This is a genomic window from Nonomuraea sp. NPDC050783 (assembly GCF_040802095.1).
Lineage (GTDB): Bacteria > Actinomycetota > Actinomycetes > Streptosporangiales > Streptosporangiaceae > Nonomuraea.
In genome coordinates this window covers 182,656-199,828 of record NZ_JBFAHK010000008.1, presented here as the reverse complement: position 1 = coordinate 199,828, position 17,173 = coordinate 182,656, and the positions used below count along the sequence as shown (strand labels likewise).

Annotated in this window: 19 protein-coding genes and 1 tRNA gene; 12 read left to right on the top strand and 8 right to left on the bottom strand. The window is 71.9% G+C overall.

Annotation, left to right across the window (positions count from 1 at the left end):
• Positions 1-9 precede the first annotated feature (9 nt).
• The 3 genes from AB0H75_RS23555 to AB0H75_RS23545 all read right to left on the bottom strand — a co-directional run bounded on the left by AB0H75_RS23555 (position 10) and on the right by AB0H75_RS23545 (position 3,709).
• Positions 10-633, bottom strand: a complete 624-nt coding sequence (locus AB0H75_RS23555; protein WP_367799389.1) for a VOC family protein — start codon at positions 631-633, stop codon at positions 10-12.
• A gap of 67 nt (positions 634-700) precedes the next feature.
• Complete coding sequence (locus AB0H75_RS23550; RefSeq protein ID WP_367799387.1) at positions 701-3,106, bottom strand: hypothetical protein; 2,406 nt, start codon at positions 3,104-3,106, stop codon at positions 701-703.
• A 21-nt stretch (positions 3,107-3,127) separates the two neighbouring features.
• Positions 3,128-3,709 (bottom strand): GNAT family N-acetyltransferase, encoded by a 582-nt coding sequence (locus AB0H75_RS23545; protein WP_367799385.1) that lies wholly within the window; start codon positions 3,707-3,709, stop codon positions 3,128-3,130.
• A gap of 106 nt (positions 3,710-3,815) precedes the next feature.
• Here AB0H75_RS23545 and AB0H75_RS23540 point away from each other — a divergent pair, with 106 nt between their 5' ends.
• From AB0H75_RS23540 to AB0H75_RS23530, 3 genes are read left to right on the top strand one after another with little or no spacing between them, the layout of a single operon-like run.
• Positions 3,816-5,018, top strand: coding sequence for an acyl-CoA dehydrogenase family protein (locus tag AB0H75_RS23540; protein WP_367799383.1), 1,203 nt, complete (start codon positions 3,816-3,818; stop codon positions 5,016-5,018).
• The gene (locus AB0H75_RS23535) at positions 5,015-6,178 is read left to right on the top strand and encodes an acyl-CoA dehydrogenase family protein (protein WP_367799381.1); all 1,164 of its coding nucleotides are present in this window, start codon (positions 5,015-5,017) and stop codon (positions 6,176-6,178) included. Before AB0H75_RS23540 ends, AB0H75_RS23535 begins: the two co-directional genes overlap by 4 nt.
• Positions 6,175-7,242: an acyl-CoA dehydrogenase family protein gene (locus tag AB0H75_RS23530; RefSeq protein ID WP_367799379.1), complete on the top strand. Its 1,068-nt coding sequence runs from the start codon at positions 6,175-6,177 to the stop codon at positions 7,240-7,242. Before AB0H75_RS23535 ends, AB0H75_RS23530 begins: the two co-directional genes overlap by 4 nt.
• Here the strand turns inward: AB0H75_RS23530 and AB0H75_RS23525 are convergent.
• On the bottom strand, positions 7,201-7,815 hold the full coding sequence (locus AB0H75_RS23525; RefSeq protein WP_367799377.1) for a TetR/AcrR family transcriptional regulator: 615 nt from the start codon (positions 7,813-7,815) through the stop codon (positions 7,201-7,203). The two genes, AB0H75_RS23530 and AB0H75_RS23525, sit on opposite strands and share 42 nt — an antisense overlap.
• A 150-nt stretch (positions 7,816-7,965) precedes the next feature.
• On the opposite strand from AB0H75_RS23525, the gene AB0H75_RS23520 reads away from it, so the two are divergent.
• The 3 genes from AB0H75_RS23520 (at position 7,966) to AB0H75_RS23510 (ending at position 10,276) form a co-directional block, all read left to right on the top strand.
• Positions 7,966-8,739: a nuclease-related domain-containing protein gene (locus tag AB0H75_RS23520; RefSeq protein ID WP_367799375.1), complete on the top strand. Its 774-nt coding sequence runs from the start codon at positions 7,966-7,968 to the stop codon at positions 8,737-8,739.
• Positions 8,740-8,834: 95 nt separating this feature from the next.
• Positions 8,835-9,278 (top strand): ester cyclase, encoded by a 444-nt coding sequence (locus AB0H75_RS23515; protein ID WP_367799373.1) that lies wholly within the window; start codon positions 8,835-8,837, stop codon positions 9,276-9,278.
• Between the two features lie 26 nt (positions 9,279-9,304).
• Positions 9,305-10,276: a hypothetical protein gene (locus AB0H75_RS23510; protein ID WP_367799371.1), complete on the top strand. Its 972-nt coding sequence runs from the start codon at positions 9,305-9,307 to the stop codon at positions 10,274-10,276.
• Here AB0H75_RS23510 and AB0H75_RS23505 read toward each other — a convergent pair.
• Positions 10,273-11,646: a VWA domain-containing protein gene (locus AB0H75_RS23505; protein WP_367799369.1), complete on the bottom strand. Its 1,374-nt coding sequence runs from the start codon at positions 11,644-11,646 to the stop codon at positions 10,273-10,275. The genes AB0H75_RS23510 and AB0H75_RS23505 overlap by 4 nt on opposite strands.
• A complete protein-coding gene (locus AB0H75_RS23500; RefSeq protein WP_367799367.1) occupies positions 11,639-12,478 on the bottom strand; it encodes an AAA family ATPase in 840 nt (279 codons plus the stop codon). The genes AB0H75_RS23505 and AB0H75_RS23500 overlap by 8 nt, the downstream gene beginning before the upstream one ends.
• A gap of 100 nt (positions 12,479-12,578) precedes the next feature.
• Here AB0H75_RS23500 and AB0H75_RS23495 point away from each other — a divergent pair.
• The 5 genes from AB0H75_RS23495 to AB0H75_RS23475 all read left to right on the top strand — a co-directional run bounded on the left by AB0H75_RS23495 (position 12,579) and on the right by AB0H75_RS23475 (position 15,604).
• Positions 12,579-12,652, top strand: a tRNA-Lys gene (locus AB0H75_RS23495).
• Positions 12,653-13,130: 478 nt separating this feature from the next.
• A complete protein-coding gene (locus AB0H75_RS23490) occupies positions 13,131-13,784 on the top strand; it encodes a DUF433 domain-containing protein (protein WP_367799365.1) in 654 nt (217 codons plus the stop codon).
• Positions 13,765-14,214 carry a DUF5615 family PIN-like protein gene (locus tag AB0H75_RS23485; protein WP_367799363.1) on the top strand — a complete coding sequence of 150 codons (450 nt, stop codon included), beginning with the start codon at positions 13,765-13,767 and terminating at the stop codon, positions 14,212-14,214. The genes AB0H75_RS23490 and AB0H75_RS23485 overlap by 20 nt, the downstream gene beginning before the upstream one ends.
• A gap of 547 nt (positions 14,215-14,761) precedes the next feature.
• Positions 14,762-15,298 (top strand): hypothetical protein, encoded by a 537-nt coding sequence (locus AB0H75_RS23480; protein WP_367799361.1) that lies wholly within the window; start codon positions 14,762-14,764, stop codon positions 15,296-15,298.
• Positions 15,299-15,469: 171 nt separating this feature from the next.
• On the top strand, positions 15,470-15,604 hold the full coding sequence (locus AB0H75_RS23475; RefSeq protein WP_367799359.1) for a hypothetical protein: 135 nt from the start codon (positions 15,470-15,472) through the stop codon (positions 15,602-15,604).
• Positions 15,605-15,615: 11 nt separating this feature from the next.
• On the opposite strand, the gene AB0H75_RS23470 is transcribed toward AB0H75_RS23475, so the two are convergent.
• Positions 15,616-16,311 carry a hypothetical protein gene (locus tag AB0H75_RS23470; RefSeq protein WP_367799357.1) on the bottom strand — a complete coding sequence of 232 codons (696 nt, stop codon included), beginning with the start codon at positions 16,309-16,311 and terminating at the stop codon, positions 15,616-15,618.
• A 16-nt stretch (positions 16,312-16,327) separates the two neighbouring features.
• Complete coding sequence (locus AB0H75_RS23465; RefSeq protein ID WP_367799355.1) at positions 16,328-16,627, bottom strand: hypothetical protein; 300 nt, start codon at positions 16,625-16,627, stop codon at positions 16,328-16,330.
• A 126-nt stretch (positions 16,628-16,753) separates the two neighbouring features.
• Here AB0H75_RS23465 and AB0H75_RS23460 point away from each other — a divergent pair, with 126 nt between their 5' ends.
• A complete protein-coding gene (locus AB0H75_RS23460; RefSeq protein ID WP_367799353.1) occupies positions 16,754-17,152 on the top strand; it encodes a YbaB/EbfC family nucleoid-associated protein in 399 nt (132 codons plus the stop codon).
• Positions 17,153-17,173: the final 21 nt, after the last annotated feature.

The following is a 17,173-nucleotide window of genomic DNA, read 5'->3' as shown; positions in this document are numbered from 1 at the left end:
CGGGTCCGCTCAGGTCAGGACGGCTTGGCCGGACGGACCTGTCAGGGTCGCGGTCAGGTGAGGGGTGGGCTCCTGGACGAGGGGCGGGACGGGGGCGCCGAGGGACTCCAGGTCCGCGCGGAGGCGGGCGGGGTGCGGGTGGGCGAGGGTGAGCGAGGTCAGCTCCGCCTGCGGCAGGCCGCTCGCGGTGGGGTGGCGGGTGGTGCCCCAGTCGATGAGGAACGGCACCAGCCCGCCGTGCCCGGCGTGCCGCGGCGGGGTGAGCCGCCAGGTCAGCAGGTCGCCGGACGGGGCGCGGCGGGACATCTCCCGCGGCTCGCCCGGGTCGTACCCGCGGGCGCGGGCGCGGGCCACGGCCGCGTCCAGGTCCTCGACCGTCACGGCCCAGCCCACCAGGGCGGGCCCGGTTAGCTCGTCGATCCGGAACCACCGTGGCGCGGCCGGCTCCTCCTGCTCCGGGTCGGGCCCGATGAGCTCCAGGTAGCCGCGGCCGCCGAGGCCGATGAGCCGGTTGCGGGTGCCGAGCCCCGGGTGCCGCCCGCCCGTGGCGGCCCGCACGCCGAGCAGGCGCTCCAGCTCGGCCGCGGTGGCGTCCAGGTCGGGGGTGGCGTACACGAGATGGTCCAACGTCATGACGGGCATTGTCCCCCGGGGTCCAGCGGGCCGGGGTCCAGCAGGCCGGGGTCCAGCGGGCCGGGGCTCAGCAGGTCGGGCGGTAGGGCAGCTCCGGGAGCTGCCGGGCCCACTCGGCGGGGGAGAGCGGGCCGTAGCGGGAGCAGATGGACGCGGCCGGGTTGCGGGGCGGCCGCGCGGGCTCCAGATCGAGGGTGAGGACGAGACCGCGCCCCGCCAGCACCCGCAGCTCCCGCCCGCCCGGGACGAAGACGGCCTGCGCGGGCCGGTCCACCCCGGCCGCCGCCACCGCCCGCTCGGCGACCAGCAGCGGGCGCTCCCCGAGCCGCCACACCCGGACGCGGTCGCTGTCGGTGACGGCCAGCAGCCGCCCGTCGGGGCTGAAGCGCAGGCGGCCGGGCGAGGGACGTAACCGGGTCATGGCCGTGGGCACGCCGTCCAGGCCGTAGACCGCGATGCCGCTCTCCTCGGCGATCGCCACCCGCCGGCCGTCCGGCGCGAACGCCGTGTACTCCCACGGCATCCGGTCCAGCCAGGCCGCCCGCGCCTCCCGGCCGTCGCGCCTGATCCGGGAACGGCGGCCGGCGAACACCAGCGCCACCCGGTCGCCGGGGCCGACCACCGCGTACTCGCCGACGAAGACCGCCCGCCGGGCCCGCAGGTCCCACGCCCACCGCTCGCCCGACTGCCGGGCCGCCGCGAACAGCAGCCCGCCGCCCGGGCTGAACCACGCCGCCTGCTCGCCGGGCGCGCCCAGCCCCCGCCCGAACGGCGGCCCGACCGCGGGGGAGCCGAGGGTCCACAGGTACGAGCGGTCCACGCCGACCAGCGCCAGCGTCCGTCCGTCCGGCGACCAGGCCAGGGCGCGCACGCTCTGCTCCGGCCCCGCCACGCGGGCCAGCTCGCGGCCGGTGGCGAGGTCGTAGACCCGCAGCGTGCCCTCCTCCAGCGCGGCGAGCAGGGCGCCGTCGCCGCTGATGGCGTGCAGCGTGCGCGGCCCCGTGCGCGGATCGGCGAACACCGCCACCGCCGCGTCCGGGGCCGTCAGCGCCCGCCACGCCTCAGGGACCGGCGCCAGCCGCCAGGCGGCCACGCTCAGCCGGCGGGCGGTGACCGGGTCGGTGAGCCGGAGCTGCTCCGCCCGCGACGCCGCCACCCTGGCCATCGCCCCCTCCAGCCGCCGCTCGGCAGCGCCGCGCTGCGCCATCCCCTGCCAGAGCCCCACTGCCAGCACCACTGCCAGCACCACCGGCAGCAGCGCCGCCACGGCCGCCCACCGCCGCCGCGTCCGCCTGCGGGCCCTGGTGAGCGCCGCGTCCAGGAAGGTCTGCTCGGCCGGGTTCAGCGTCAGCCGCCGCCGCCCGCCGGCCGCCCAGGCCAGCGCCCGGTCCAGCGGCTCGCCCCGCAGCAGCCCCGCGGCGCGGCGGCCGTCCGCCTCCCAGCGCCGCGCGGCCGCCGCCAGCTCCCGGTGGACGGTCAGGCCGTCCCGCTCGGCGTCCAGCCACTCCCGCAGCCGCGGCCAGGCCCGCGGCAGCGCGGCACAGGCGATCCCGACGCCCCCCGCCGGCGCTCCCGGCTCCTCCGTCTCGGCGAGCAGGCCCTCCTTGGTGTACGCCGCCAGCACCCGGCCGAGGGCCGCGGCCTCGTCGGGCGGGCGTCCCGCCAGCAGGTCGTCCCTGGCGGCCGGGGCGACGGTGGCGGCGTCCGGGCCGGCCAGGCGCAGGAACACCTCCGGCACCAGGTCCTGCTCGCCCGGCCCGAGCCGCTGGTAGACGGCCTCGGCCCGGTCGCCGAGCGGCGGGTCGTCCACGGGCTCGGGGGGCGGCAGCGGGCCCTGCTGGGACTGGGGCACGTCGAGCAGGGACATCAGGAGTTGGCGGGCGGCAGGGCGGCGCTCGGGGTCGGGGTGCAGGGCGGCGGCCACCAGGGCGCGCAGGGGGCGGTCCAGGCGTTCGCCGCCGCCTAATCGGCGCTCGGGGCCGTAGGCGGCGAAGAGCATCAGCCGCCCCCAGGCGTGCACGTCCCCCGCGGCGCCATCACCCCCGTCGTGGGCGGTGCCGTGCAGGCCGAGGCCGACCAGGCGGGGGCCCTCCGCGCTCAGCAGCACCTTGTCCGGGGTGAGCGCCCCGTGGGCCGCGCCGGCCTCGTGGACGGCGGCCAGCGCCGTGGCGGTGGCGGCGGCCAGCCGGTAGAGCTCGCCCCCCGCGTACGGCCCGTGCCGGTCCACGGCCCGCCGCAGCGTGAGCCCGGGGACGTACTCGCTGACCAGGTAGGGCGGATCGGCGTCCGGGCAGGCCGCGACGACGGCGGCCACCGACAGCGAGCGCACCCGGCGGGCGGCCGCGACGTCGCCGCGGGCGGGCATCGCCAGCGCGTACCGCTCGCCCGCCTCGTCGTACGCCTCGCGGACGCTCACCCGCCCGCCGCCGTCGAGCCGGGCGCCGAGCCAGTAGCCGCCCAGCCGGTCAGTCATGCGGGATGGGACGCCGCCTCTCTACGAGCGGTTCAGCAGCCGGGCCCGGTGCTCCGGCCATTCCTCTTCGAGGATGCCGAAAACGGCGGTGTCGCGCCAGGTGCCGTCGGGCCGCTTGCGGTGGCGCCGCAGCGTGCCCTCGTGCACGCCGCCGATGCGCCTGATGGCGGCCTGGGAACGCAGGTTGAGCGCGTCCGTCTTGAGCATGACGCGGTTGTACCCGAGCCCGAAGGCGTGGTCCACGAGCAGCAGCTTGCAGGCGGTGTTGACGGCGGTGCGCCAGACGGCGCGGCCGTACCAGGTCCAGCCGATCTCGATGCTGGCCTCGAAGCCGGGCACGTCGCAGTAGGTGGTCCAGCCGACCGCCCGGCCGCCCTCCCGGGGCACCACGGCGAAGGGGACGTGCTTGTCGTCGTGGATCAGCCCGAGGGCGATCTTGCCCAGTTCCTCCTCGGTGCGCGGCGTGGCGGTCGGCAGCCACCGCCAGACCTCGTCGTCCCCGCCGCCGGCCGCGAACAGGTCGGGGAGGTGGGACAGGGAGAGCGGTTCGAGCCGGACGGCGTCGTTCTCGAGCACGACGGGGGCGGGGAGCTGCGCGGTCATGACGGCAACCCTAAGGAGTCCCGGTCGTCCAGATAATGGCCACCTGCCGGTTTTTGTGAGGAACCACCTGTCGACACTCATACCGGCCGGTCGGTAGGCTCGCCGCATGGACTTCGCCTATGACCGAGTCACCGAGGACCTGCGCGAGCGCCTGCTCCGCTTCATGGACGAGTGCGTCTACCCGGCCGAGTCCGCCTTCGAGGAGCAGGCGGCCACGAGCGGCTGGAGCCCCCCGCCGCTGCTGGACGACCTCAAGGACGAGGCCAGGAAGCGCGGCCTGTGGAACCTGTTCCTGCCGGGCGAGCACGGCGCCGGGCTGACGAACCTCCAGTACGCCCCGCTGGCCGAGATCATGGGCCGGAGTCCCGCCATCGCCCCGGTGGCCACCAACTGCGCCGCCCCGGACACCGGCAACATGGAGGTCCTGGCGATGTTCGGCAGCGAGTGGCAGCGCAAGGAATGGCTGCGTCCGCTGCTCGACGGCGAGATCCGCTCGGCGTTCGCGATGACCGAGCCCGACGTGGCCTCCTCCGACGCCGCCAACATCGCCACCTCGATCACCCGCGACGGCGACGAGTACGTCATCAACGGCCGCAAGTGGTTCATCACCGGCGCGATGAACCCCAACTGCAAGATCTTCATCGTCATGGGCAAGACCAACCCGGAGGCGCCCAAGCACCGCCAGCAGAGCATGATCCTGGTGCCGCGCGACACCCCCGGCGTGCTGGCCAGGCGCGGGATGCAGGTCTTCGGCTACACCGACGCCGACCACGGCGGCCACGCGGAGGTCGTCTTCGAGGACGTCCGCGTCCCGGCGGCGAACCTCATCGGCGAGGAGGGCGGCGGCTTCGCCATCGCCCAGGCCCGGCTCGGCCCCGGCCGCATCCACCACTGCATGCGCCTCATCGGCATGGCCGAGCGGGCGGTCGAGATGATGTGCAGGCGGGCGCTGTCCAGGACGGCCTTCGGCAAGCCGATCGCGCAGCAGGGTGTCGTCCAGGACTGGATCGCCGAGTCCCGGATCAAGATCGAGCAGCTCCGGCTGCTCGTGCTCAAGACCGCCTGGCTCATGGACACGGTGGGCAACCAGGGTGCCCACACCGAGATCCAGGCGATCAAGATCGCCACTCCCGTCACCGTGGAGTGGATCCTCGACAAGGCCGTGCAGGTGCACGGCGCGGGCGGCGTCTCCCAGGACTTCCCGCTGGCCGCGCTGTGGGCGGGCGCCCGATCCCTGCGCCTGGCCGACGGCCCCGACGAGGTGCACAAGCGCTCACTGGCCCATCGCGAGATCAAGAGGTACATGTGAACGAGGCGGAGATCAAGGAACGGGTCGCGGCCTTCCTGGCCGGGCACGATCCGGCGGGGGACCGGCTGGAGTTCCTGCGGGCCCGGTTCGACGCCGGCCTGGCCTGGGTGTGGTTCCCCGAAGGGCTCGGCGGGCTGGGCGTGGCCCGCGAGCTGCAGCAGGTCGTGGAGCGGGAGCTGGCCGACACGCCGCAGATCAACGGCGGCAAGCAGGGCATCGGGCTCGGCATGGCCGCGCCGACGATCCTGGCGTTCGGCACGGAGGAGCAGAAGCGCCGCTTCCTGCGCCCGCTGTGGACCGGCGAGGAGATCTGGTGCCAGCTCTTCAGCGAGCCCGGCGCCGGCTCCGACCTGGCCACGCTCGCCACCCGGGCGGTCCGGGACGGCGACGAGTGGGTCGTGGACGGCCAGAAGGTCTGGACGTCCGGCGCCCACCACGCGCGGTGGGGCATCCTGGTGGCCCGCACCGATCCGGACGTCCCCAAGCACCGCGGCCTGACGTACTTCGTGTGCGACATGCACGCGCCCGGCGTCGAGGTGCGGCCGCTGCGGCAGATCACCGGAGAGGCCGAGTTCAACGAGGTCTTCCTCACCGGCGTGCGGCTCTCCGACGACCTGCGCCTCGGCGAGGTCGGCGACGGCTGGCGGGTCGCGCAGACCACGCTCATGAACGAGCGCGTGGCCATCGGCGGCGCGCCCACCCGCCGCGGCGGCGGTGTCATGGCCACCGTGCTGAACGCCTGGCGCGAGCACCCCGAGCTGCGTACCCACGACCTGCACCAGCGGCTGCTGTCGCTGTGGGTGGAGGCCGAGGTCACCCGCCTGTCGGGCGCGCGGCTGCGCGAGCAACTCGCCGCCGGGCAGCCGGGCCCCGAGGGCTCGGGCATGAAGCTGTCGTTCGCCCGGCTCAACCAGGCGCTGACCGGCTTCGACGTCGAGTTCCACCGCGACCTGGGCTACGACGACTGGACGTTCCGCCGCTCGGAGGACGTCGACTTCTACGGCCGCGGCCCCGGCTACCGCTACCTGCGGGCCAAGGGCAACTCGATCGAGGGCGGCACGTCCGAGATCCTGCGCAACATCATCGCCGAGCGGGTGCTCGGCCTGCCCTCGGAACCCCGCGTCGACAAGGACGTGCCCTGGAAGGACCTGCCGCGATGACCTCATCCGCGACCCTGCTGTACTCGGAGATCGAGGAGGAGCTGCGCGCGAGCGTGCGCGCCCTGCTGGCCGACCGCTGCCCGCCGGCCGCCGTGCTCAAGCGCGCCGAGTCCGAGCCGGCGGACCTGGACCTGTGGAAGACGCTGGCCGGCGAGATCGGCGTGGCCGGGCTGCTGATCCCGGAGGAGCTCGGCGGCGCCGGGGCCGGGCCCGGCGAGGCGGGCGTGGTGCTGGAGGAGCTGGGCCGGGCCGTGGCGCCGGTGCCGTTCCTGACCAGCGCCGTGCTGGCCACCCGGGCGCTGCTGCCCACCAGGGACGCCCTGCTCGGCGAGCTGGCCGAGGGGCGCAGGACGGCGGCGCTGGCGGTGTCGCTCGCGGCCTCGCCGTACCGGCCGCTGCGCGGCTCGCAGGTGCGGATCGAGGGCGGGCGGCTGACCGGGACGGTCACCGGGGTGGCCGGGGCGGACGTGGCCGACGTGCTGCTGGTGCCGGTGGACGGCGAGCTGTACGCGGCCGAGGGCGCCTCGGTGGCGGTCGTGCCCTCGCTGGACCTGACCCGGCCGGTCGCCACGGTGACCTTCGACCGGGTGCAGGCCCGGCGGGTGGGGGCCTGCGACCTGGCGGCGGTGCTGCGGTTCGGCGCGGCGCTGCTGGCCAGCGAGCAGCTCGGCGTGGCCGAGTGGTGCCTGGAGACGACGCTCGCCTACGTCAAGGAGCGCCACCAGTTCGCCCGGCCGATCGGCTCGTTCCAGGCGCTCAAGCACCGGCTGGCCGACCTGTGGCTGGACGTCGTCCGGGCCAGGGCCGCCGCGCGCAACGCGGCGGCCGACCCGTCGGGCGTCTCGGTGGCCGTGGCCCAGGCGTGGAACGCGGGGGTCGCGGTGCGCGTGGCCGAGGAGGCGTTGCAGCTCCACGGCGGGATCGGGATGACGTGGGAGCACCCCGTCCACCTCTATCTCAAGCGCGCCAAGGCCACCGAGATCGCGCTCGGCACGCCCGGCGACCACCGGGCGGCGCTGGCCTCACTCGCCGGCGTCCCCGGCCCCGAGGGAGGCGAGCAGTAGGTCGGCGAAGTGCCTGCCCACCTGGGCGCCGGTGAGCGGCCCGTCCGCGTGGAACCACGTGCCCAGGTGGTGCACCGAGCCGAAGAAGTAGTCCACGACCAGCTCGGCCGGGACCTTCGCGGCGAACACGCCGGTGCGCTGCCCCTCGGCCACCAGGGCGCGGAAGCGCTCGTGGTAGCGGCGGCGCTCGGCCCGCACGGTCTTCTGCGTCTCCGGGGCCAGCAGGTGCATCGACCGGAAGAAGATCTTGGAGTCGTCGAGGTTGGCGGTCGTGGTCTCCACGACGTCGGCGGCGGCGCGGTGCAGGCGCTGCTCGACCGTGCCGGGGCCGTCGGCGATCTGCGCCAGGCGGTCCATCTGCATGCGCAGCACCCGGCCGTAGATCTCGCGCAGCAGGTCGTCCTTGGAGTCGAAGTAGTGGTACATGGCGCCCTTGGTGACGCCCGCCGCCACGACGACCTCCTGCACGGAGGTGCTCTCGAACCCGCGCTCGGCGAACAGCCGGGTCGCCTCGGCCAGCAGGCGCTGCCGGACCGGTTCCTCTTTCACCTGATCCCCCTTGGTCACCGCCATAGCATACCGACTGGTCGGTCGCCCGTCTTGCCGGTGCCAATCACCTCACCTTAGGCTTGCCTTGGTTAAGGGGCGGGTATCCCTTGACCGGCGAGGGATCTTCGGCGTGGCAGATCCAGCATCATCACCTACTCTTTCGGGGAGTTTGCCGTGCCCGGTGGCTCGATCTACGTGCAGCCTAGCGACAAGTACACAGGAAACTCCGCGCAGTGGTGGTACGAGAAACTCTGGCGCGAGGACGCCCAGAACCGGCGCAGGTCCAGGTACGTCAAGGCGGGCGTGGGGTTCGTCGTCGGACTGGCGCTCGGGCTGCGCTTCGAGCTGGCCGCCGCCTCCGTGCTGGCCGGCCTCCTCGTCGCCGCCCTGGTGGCCGCGGGTGACTGGTACCTCGACTGGCGCGCCTTCCACGCCACCGCCGTCTGGCGCGGCGCCAAGCACGGCGAGACGATCACGGCCCGGCTGCTGCGCCGCTCGCTGAGCAGGCACGGCTACACCGTGCTGGACGGCCGCGCGGTCAAGGGCGAGGCGTCCATCGACCACCTGGTGATCGGCCCCGCCGGGGTGTGGATCGTGGACAACGAGTCCTGGAGCCCCGACACCGACATCAACGTCTACGCCGGGCGGCTGTTCTTCGGCGAGAAGTACGGCTCCAAGTACGCCCAGGGCCTGGTGCGCACCGCCGAGTCGTTCGCCGAGCTGCTGACCCGCGAGACCGGCATCCCGGTGACGATCTCGCCCATGCTGGCGGTCCACTGCGGGCTGCTGCCCAGGGGCGGCGTGTTCGTGGCCGAAGGGCTCACCGTGCTCAAGCCCCGGGTGGCCGCCAAGGTCATCAGGGCCGCCGAGGGCCGCGTCTACACCGACGAGCAGCTCGAACTGCTGACCCGCACCGCCGCCAAGGAACTGCTCAAGGCCGCCGCCTAGCACCCCGGCGCCTCCGCGGAAAGGGTCTTGAACCGCCCGGGGGTTGTCGGCAGTCTGGAGTTCCAGTGTCGGCCCGTGCTGCCGGGAGAACTGCGATGACGGACGCGACAACGCTCAATCACCTCCTGCTCGACTTATACGGCGCGCACCCGTCGGATCCGGACTGGCTGGCGAAATCCCTGGCCGTGCTCACGGACGACTGCGAGGTGGTCAACGTCCCGCTCGGCGCCACTTTTCACGGGCCTTCCGGGTACGCCCAGTTCATCCAGGCGTGGACGGCCGCCTTCCCCGGCAGCACGATCGAGATCACGAACTCCTTCGCGACCGGCGACCAGGGCGTGGTCGAGTTCATCGGACGCGGGACCCACGCCGGCACGCTGCTCGGCCCCGCCGGGACGATAGCCGCGACAGGGCGCCGGGCCGAGGTGCGCTTCTGCAACGTGCAGCGCTTCTCCGGCGGGAAGGTGAGCAGCTTCCACCAGTACTTCGACCTGATGGGCCTGCTCCGGCAGCTCGGCGTGTCACCCTCCCCGGTCTAGCCGGGCGCGGGGATCGGAAACGGCTCATGGACGCACCGGCGGACCGTTCCCTCGCCGATCTGGAAAGGGTGCTCGACCGGACCGCGGCGGCGCTCCAGGCGCACGGGGCCGCCACGGAGACGATGGAGGTGCTCTTCCGCGAGCTGTTCGCGACCCGACGGCAGGTGCCCGCGGACATCTGGGGAGAAGTGGTCGTCGGCGCGTGCCGCCGCCATCCCCTCGCGGGTCTTCTCCACCAGGACCCGTTCACCTTCCGCGCGTTCCGCAAACCGCGTGGATACGCGGGGGACGCGGTGCTGCTCGACTTCATGTACGCCGCCGAGGACGCGCTGATGCCGCCGGAGTGGGAGGCCGGCACCACGCTGGGCAAGCAGATCTGCCATTACACCTCCACCTGCTCGCAGGGGACCCGGGCCGCCCGGTCCCGCCGGCGCGTGATCATCGACATCCTGAACCGCCGGGCGGCCGGCACGCCGGGGCTGTCGGTGCTCTCCCTGGCGTGCGGGCATCTGCGCGAGGCCAGGTACTGCCCCGCCCTCCGGCAGGGGCGGCTGGGCCGTTTCCTCGCCGTGGACCAGGACAGGGAGAGCCTGGCCGTCGTCTCGCGCGAGCTGGGCCCGTGGGGAGTCGTCCCGCTGGCGGCCTCGGTCCGGGAGGTCCTCAGGGGCGAGGTGGTCCTGAGCGGCTTCGACCTGGTCTACGCGACCGGCCTGTACGACTACCTCGCCGACCCGGTGGCGCGACGGCTCTGCGAGCGGCTCCTGAGCATGCTCGCTCCAGGCGGCCGCTTCCTGGTCGCCAACGTGATGCCCACCTGCACCAGCGCCGCCTACATGGAGGCGTACATGGACTGGTGGCTGCTGTACCGCACGGAGGCGCAGCTGCTCAGGCTCGCCGAGACCCTGCCGGACGAGGACGTCGAAACGGTCCGCGTCTTCACCGACGAACTAGGACAGGTCGCCTTCCTGGAGGTCGAAAAGGCGGCGACGGGGCGCTAGGCCAGCGTCTCGATGAATGCGGTGAGCTGGGCGACGTTGCGGCACTCGTGCATCGGGACGATCGTGCCGTAGTCGCCCGCCACCGAGTCGCCGGTGTCCCACTGCTGCCGGGGCTCGGGGTTGAGCCAGTAGGCGTGGCGGGCCCTGGCGGCCAGCGACTTCAGCAGGTCGAGGGCGGGCGGCTGGTAGTTGGAGCGGGCGTCGCCGAGGATCAGCAGGGAGGTCCTGGGGCCGATGGCGTCGCCGTAGCGCTCGGCGAAGCGCTCCAGGCTGTGGCCGTAGTTGGTGCGGCCGAAGCGGACCATGTCGGCCTCGTTCGCGAGCCTGGTCATGGCCTCGACGACGTCGGCGCCCGGCTGGAAGAAGCGGGTGATCTCGTCCACGGTGTCCACGAAGCCGAACGCCCGCACCTTGGTGAACTGCTCGCGCAGCGCGTACGTCAGCAGCAGCGTGAAGTGCGCGAACGACGAGACCGAGTCGCTGGTGTCGCAGAGGATGACCAGCTCCGGCTTGTGCGGCCGGGGCGGCTTGAAGTGCGTGGTCAGCGGCACGCCGCCGCTCTGCAACGAGGCCCGCACGGTGCGGCGGAAGTCGAGCCGCCCGCGCCGGCCCTTCCTGTGCTTGATCGTCAGCCGCGCCGCCAGCCGCCTGGCCAGCGGGTGGACCTCCCTGCGCAGCCGGGCCAGGTCGGCCTTGGTGATGCGCAGGAAGTCGATCTGGTCGAGCGGGGGGCGTACGGCGGAGCGGGCGATGCGCTCGATGCCGGAGTCCTCGGCGATGCGCCGGCGGACGTCGGTGGCCACCTCCTCCTCGAAGCGCCGGATGCCGGCGTTGACCCGCTGGCGCACGGTCTTCTCGGCGAGCCCGCCGCGCTCCTGCCCGGCCAGCACCTCGCGCAGGATGCGGGCCATCAGCGTCTCGGGGGACAGCGCCCGCATGACGCTGTAGGAGAACCAGTTCTGCCGGCCGGGCCCGGCGGACTGCTGCCGCCCGAACCGGCCCACCATCGCCTGCGCGAACGCGCGCAGCTCCGCCTCGCCGCCGTCGGTCAGCAGGCGGGCCAGGTACGCGCGCAGCTCCTCGACGGTGGCGCTCTCCGGGTCCACCGGACGCTCGCGGGGCGCCTGCAGCTCGGTGGTGGCCGCCGGGAACCACAGGTCGAACAGCACGTCGAACCCCGGCCGGTAGGCCGGCTTCTTGACCAGCGTCGCGGCGTAGGCCGCCCGCAGCGACTCCCGGTCGGACAGCTCGACCACGCGCAGCGCGTTGGCGGCGTCCAGCCCCTCGGCCACCGACACCGGCACCCCGGCCTCGCGCAGCGCCTGCACGAACCCCACGTGCCGGTCGACCAGCGAGCCCGGCTCAGGCATCGGGGAGCCCCAGCTCCTTGACCGCCCGCGTGTGGTCGGAGGCGTGCTTGAGCACCACGCCCAGCGTGCCCGCCACGGTGGCCTCGTCCAGCTCCTCGCGGCCGAGGGCGAGCAGCGTGTTGGCCCAGTCGACGGTCTCGGCCACCGAGGGCGCCTTCTTCAGCTCCAGCGCGCGCAGCGTCGCGACGGTCCTGGCGAGCTGCTCGGCCAGGTCGGCCCGGATCGTCGGCACCTGGCTGAGCACGATGTCGCGCTCGCGCTCCGGCGTCGGGTACTCGATGTGCAGGTAGAGGCAGCGCCGCTTGAGCGCCTCCGACAGCTCGCGGGTGGCGTTGGAGGTGAGCACGACGTACGGCCGCCGCCTGGCCGCGATCGTCCCCAGCTCGGGGATCGTCACCTGGAAGTCCGACAGCAGCTCCAGCAGCAGCCCCTCGACCTCGACGTCCGCCTTGTCGGTCTCGTCGATGAGCAGCACGGTGGGCCGCTCGGACCTGATGGCCTTGAGCAGCGGGCGCTCCAGCAGGAACTCCTCGCTGAAGATGTCGTCGTCGGCGCTGGTCGCCTGGATGCGCAGGAGCTGCTTCTTGTAGTTCCACTCGTACAGGGCGCGGGCCTCGTCCAGGCCCTCGTAGCACTGGAGCCTGATCAGCTCGGCCCCGGTCGCCGCCGCGACCGCCTTGGCGAGCTGCGTCTTGCCGACCCCGGCCGGCCCTTCGACCAGCAGCGGCTTGCCCAGCGCCGCGGCCAGGAACACCGAGGTGGAGATGGCGTCGTCGGAGAGGTAGTCCACGGCGGCGAGCCGCGCCGTCACGTCGGCGGGCGAGTCGAACATCGATGCTCCTGTCTGCAGGCCGAACTTTATTCTAGCCCCAGGACGCCTTCCGCCACCGATTCGACCAGGATGCGGATGACCGGTATATTCCTTCCTGCAAGCGCCGCTAGCTCAGTTGGTCAGAGCAGCTGACTCTTAATCAGCGGGTCCGGGGTTCGAGTCCCTGGCGGCGCACAACCTCTGATCAGGCCCGGCTTCTGTTACGGCAGCCGGGCCTGATCTTTGATGGGGCCGTGACGAGGCCAGGGCGAGCGCGTCAGCGAACACCAGTCGGCGTCCGGCCTCGCGAATGAGGCGGGCTATGGCTTCGGCGGTGTCATGAGCGCCCTGTGGGTCGACGGTTACGTAGGTATCGGCCGTCAGCACGATGCTGGAATGACCTAGCTGGTCCTGAATGGCCTTGAGGTCCGCACCTGCCTGAAGCGCGAGACTGGCCGGCCGTGTTGAGTGGTGAAGAGGTAGCCACCGCCGTCTGCGCCGGGGAGGGCGAGTCCGGCCTGTTGGAGGTCGCAGTGACGGCATAGCGCGGTGACGGTGGTGCGATCGAGGGCAATGGTGCGGCGACTCCCGATCAAGATGGGTAATGGTGAGTGAATCGCGGGGATGTTTGCGATGATGAAGGGGGCCGGGTCGCGCGAGGGAGGTGAAGTGGGTGTCCTACAGTCCGAAGCTGGCGGCGGCGTTGTCGGGTGCCACGCTTCGTCAGCTCGCGCACTGGCGTAAGGCCAGTTCTGGGCGTGGCGCGGTGCTGGTGCCGGAGGTCTCGCCGGTGCGTCCGGTGCTGTATTCGTTTCGGGACCTGGTGGCGTTGCGTACGTGTGTGAAGCTGCGCAATGACGCGTCCTTGCAGAAGATCCGCCGGGCGTTGGACACGCTTCGCGACGACCTGCAGGAGCGTGAGCATCTGTCGGCGTACCAGTTGGTGACCGATGGTTCGACGATCTACTTGGTCGAGCAGGGTCAGGCCACCGATCTGGTGCATCGCAAGGCCAATCTCGTCATCCATGACATGGTCGAGGTGTTGCGGCCGTTCTACCGCGACGGACGGCACATTCCGGACCTGCTACGTCCCCGGGAGCACGTCACGGTCGACCCGGCGGTCCGCGGTGGGATGCCGGTGATCGAAGGGACCCGCGTGCCGTACGACGAGATTGCGGCGCTGCTGCGGGATGGTGTTCCGGCTGAGCGGATCGTGGAGTATTACCCTAGCGTGTCGGCCACAGCGGCGTTGGACGCCGCCGACTTCGCCGACTACGTCGACAGTTACGAGCCTCCCAGGGAGCAGCGTGAGGCTGCTGCTGGATGAGAACGTCCCCCGTCCGCTGCACCAGGTCCTGACGAGTTTCGTACTGAATCACGACATCGTCCACCTGCTGGATCTTCCTGGCTGGTCGGGCACGCGCGATGAGACCCTGTATCCGCGAGCCGCGGCCGAGGGGTTCCACGTGGTTCTCACCAACGACGGCCGTCAGATGCAGCGACCGCGGGAAGTGGCCGCTATCGCCGTCTCTGGTCTGCACCGGATCGAATATCCGCACAAGCACCCTGGGCTGGTCGGGATGGGCGCCGCGATCGCGACGGTTGCCGCTGGATTGCCGAGCGCGCTGGCGTTGCTGGAAGAATCCAGCGGACCACGCTTGATCACTTTACGAGGCGTCGATCCCACGGTGGCCAGCCGGCTACGGGTGATCGACCCTGCGCTGAATTCGCCCAAGTTCTGGCCTACGTCTTCGTAGCCTGAGGGAGCCGCCAGGCTCTTTGCATCAGGTGCGGAGGACTTCGGGTGATCTGTGCCCGGTCCGCTACGCCGAGTAGTGGTCGTGGTCGTGGCTCAAGTACTGCTGCGATGCGACCAGGAACGTTACTGGTTACGGAGGGCGGCGCCAGGATCGGCCGTCTGTTCCCGCGGCTGCGTCCCAGACCGTCTACGACCGGCAGCTGCGCGATCTGGGCTCGCAGATGTCAGTGGCGGCATCGTGGCTAGCCCGCCGGATTCCGACCTGGCACGAACCGCTGCGCCCTTTCCCGGCTGGCTACGCCAACGCATCGAAGCGATCATCTGGACCCTGAAGAACCAGCTCGGCCTCGAACGCCACAACGCCCGTACCACCGACGGCCTCTAACCGCCCATCGGTTACCGCCTCTGCTGCTTCCGGTGGTGTCCATGACAAATGGTGACAAGTGCGGTTATCGGAATGAATTCAGTGCTCATCAAGGAGCCTGAGCCACAGTCCTCCCGTCAGCCCCATCGGGCTCAGAAGTACGACCGTGAGAGGACTCGACATGACTAGACACGACCCCACCGGTCGGCCCGTCGCCCCCGTGGCGCCCGTGGACCGTCCCGGCCGGCGCTTCCTGACCCACGGCATGATCGCGGTCGTCTCGTTGGTCATCGGGGTGGGGATCGGCGCGGGTGGCGACACCGGGACCTCGGCGGCCTCCCCGCGCCCCGCCGGCACGGTGACCGAGACCGCGCGGGCCGCGTCTGTGCCTGCCGCGTCTGTGCCTGCCGCGTCCGTGCCGGCCGTGACCGGAGAGGTCGCCGTCGAGCCCGCGGTGAGCTCGGAGGGGGAAGGCGGACCGCTGGCCGCCTTCCCCGGTGACGGTCAGTACCTCGTCGGCGAGGACGTCAAGCCCGGCACCTACAAGACGGCCGGGGCCGACGGCTCCGGCTGCTACTGGGCCCGGCTGAAGGACGCCTCCGGCGAGCTCGACGCGATCATCGCCAACGACAACGTCCAGGGCCAGACCAGGGTGGCACTCAAGAAGGGCGAGTTCTTCGACACCAGCGGGTGCCAGGACTGGAAGCGGGTGGGCTGAGCTGACGTCGTTGTCCCTCGTCGTCCTGGTGATCGTGCTCGTGCTGGTCAGTGCGACGATCGCCTGTCTGGTCGCCTGTGGCCGCGCGGCGGACGAGCGCGTCGCGTTGAAGCCCGCCGAGGAGCAACGGGCCCAGGCGGCGACCGTGCAGGCCGTCCGCCAGGAGCTCGATTGGCCGAGCTCAAGGCGGCCGAGCAGGGCACGCGGACGCCCGGCGTCCCGGAGCTCGTGGGATCGGCCGACGCCGCGGCGGGGGTACGGGCGATCCCGTCGGTGCCTGGTGCGGGGGACGGGATCGCCGGGTGATCGTTCGTCCGCTACTTCTCGGGCGGGGCCGGGATCTCGCGCTTGGGGGCGACGTAGGTCGAGGGCGGGGTCGTGTGGATGACGGCCCGCTGGAAGTTGATCGCGGCGCCCTTGGTCGGCTGGAGGTTGAAGAGCTGGCCCATCGACTGCGAGCTGGTGGCCAGGGTGCCGCCCGCGACCGCGAGGAAGCCGTACAGCACCTTGGTCTTCTGGGCGATCATCGCGTTGGTGAGGATGGACAGGCGCTGGAGCAGCATGTCGCCCATCGCCCTCATGTACGGGGTCGCCTTCATGGCCTGGCAGGCGACGATGTACCCGAGGACGGCGGAGGCGAGGACGCCGATCTGCATCCAGTAGACGGCGTAGGCGTCGCGGACCTGGTCCACCTGGGACTCTAGGTTGTAGCAGAGGCCGCTGAGCTTCTGCAGGTCGCCGCCGAACACGCTGGCCGCGTTCAGGAACTCCTCGCGGTCGTCGGCGATCCAGCCCGACCTCGACAGGAAGACGGCGTTGCCCAGGAGGCCCGGGTACTCCACCTCCAGCGCCTTGGCCAGCGAGTTCCAGTTGGCCTTCGCGTCACCCATGCCGGGCAGGTTCGCTATGGCGGTGGTGGCGATGGTGACGCCCACCATGATGGCCGGGGCCGACTTGGCGGCGAGCTTGAGGTCGTCGAGGGCGGCCTTGGCATGGAGCGCGGCGTAGGGCATGGGGCAGGTCCTCCTGTCACTGGTAGACGACTTTGCTGGCTTCTTCGGCTTCCCGCCAGTTCTTCTTGATCGTCTCCAGGGCTTCGATCCAGTTGTTGATGGTCTCGATGGCGTCGTCGACGTAGTGCTTGACGTCGTCGCGGGTGCTGTCGTACTTGCCGACGAGGAGGACGCCGAGGGTGCCGAAGCCGGGGAAGGGCACTGCGGTGCTGTCCACGGAGCTTTTCAGCCGTTCCAGGCCCGGCAGGAGGTACTCGCGCAGGTTGCGCTGGATGTCGGCGATGGTCTTGGACGTGACGTACTTGTCCTGGGCCACGTTCTCTCCTCGGCGTCCTCGTTTGTCGGGTGATGAAACACCGGCTTAACGCGGCATGAGCGTATCGAGTATTTTGTCCCGAGTCAGGGGTGATCAGTGTTACAGAAGTGATAAGAGGGGACGAACGTGCTTGATCCCGGTGATATCAGCCCGGAAGCTCTGGAACGGGTGGCCAGGGAGACCGACGAGGCCCTGCGGCGCCTCACCGACATGCAGCAGCGCCTCGGCAGCGTACGCGGGACCGGCACGGCCGCCGACGGCCAGATCGTCGTGGGCGCCGACAGCACCGGACGGATCGACTCGATCAAGCTGAACCCGCGCGTCATGCGCCTGGCCAGCCAGGACCTGGCCGAGCACCTGCTGCGCGCGGTCAACGCGGCCCAGGACGACTGCAACCGCCAGGCGCAGGCGCTGATCGCCGAGGCGGGCGTGATCACCTCCGTGGACGAGGCGGCGCTGCAGTCCATGGAGCGCCGCCTGACCGAGGCCCACGAGGCGTTCGTCAAGGAGATGGGCGGCTCCTGACGGCCCCGCCGCCGGTCACGG

Coding starts and splice junctions, on each gene's coding strand:
- AB0H75_RS23555 (WP_367799389.1), bottom strand. CDS start 633: ATGACGTTGGACCATCTCGTGTACGCCACCCCCGACCTGGACGCCACC.
- AB0H75_RS23550 (WP_367799387.1), bottom strand. CDS start 3,106: ATGACTGACCGGCTGGGCGGCTACTGGCTCGGCGCCCGGCTCGACGGC.
- AB0H75_RS23545 (WP_367799385.1), bottom strand. CDS start 3,709: ATGACCGCGCAGCTCCCCGCCCCCGTCGTGCTCGAGAACGACGCCGTC.
- AB0H75_RS23540 (WP_367799383.1), top strand. CDS start 3,816: ATGGACTTCGCCTATGACCGAGTCACCGAGGACCTGCGCGAGCGCCTG.
- AB0H75_RS23530 (WP_367799379.1), top strand. CDS start 6,175: ATGACCTCATCCGCGACCCTGCTGTACTCGGAGATCGAGGAGGAGCTG.
- AB0H75_RS23525 (WP_367799377.1), bottom strand. CDS start 7,815: ATGGCGGTGACCAAGGGGGATCAGGTGAAAGAGGAACCGGTCCGGCAG.
- AB0H75_RS23515 (WP_367799373.1), top strand. CDS start 8,835: ATGACGGACGCGACAACGCTCAATCACCTCCTGCTCGACTTATACGGC.
- AB0H75_RS23510 (WP_367799371.1), top strand. CDS start 9,305: ATGGACGCACCGGCGGACCGTTCCCTCGCCGATCTGGAAAGGGTGCTC.
- AB0H75_RS23505 (WP_367799369.1), bottom strand. CDS start 11,646: ATGCCTGAGCCGGGCTCGCTGGTCGACCGGCACGTGGGGTTCGTGCAG.
- AB0H75_RS23500 (WP_367799367.1), bottom strand. CDS start 12,478: ATGTTCGACTCGCCCGCCGACGTGACGGCGCGGCTCGCCGCCGTGGAC.
- AB0H75_RS23480 (WP_367799361.1), top strand. CDS start 14,762: ATGACTAGACACGACCCCACCGGTCGGCCCGTCGCCCCCGTGGCGCCC.
- AB0H75_RS23470 (WP_367799357.1), bottom strand. CDS start 16,311: ATGCCCTACGCCGCGCTCCATGCCAAGGCCGCCCTCGACGACCTCAAG.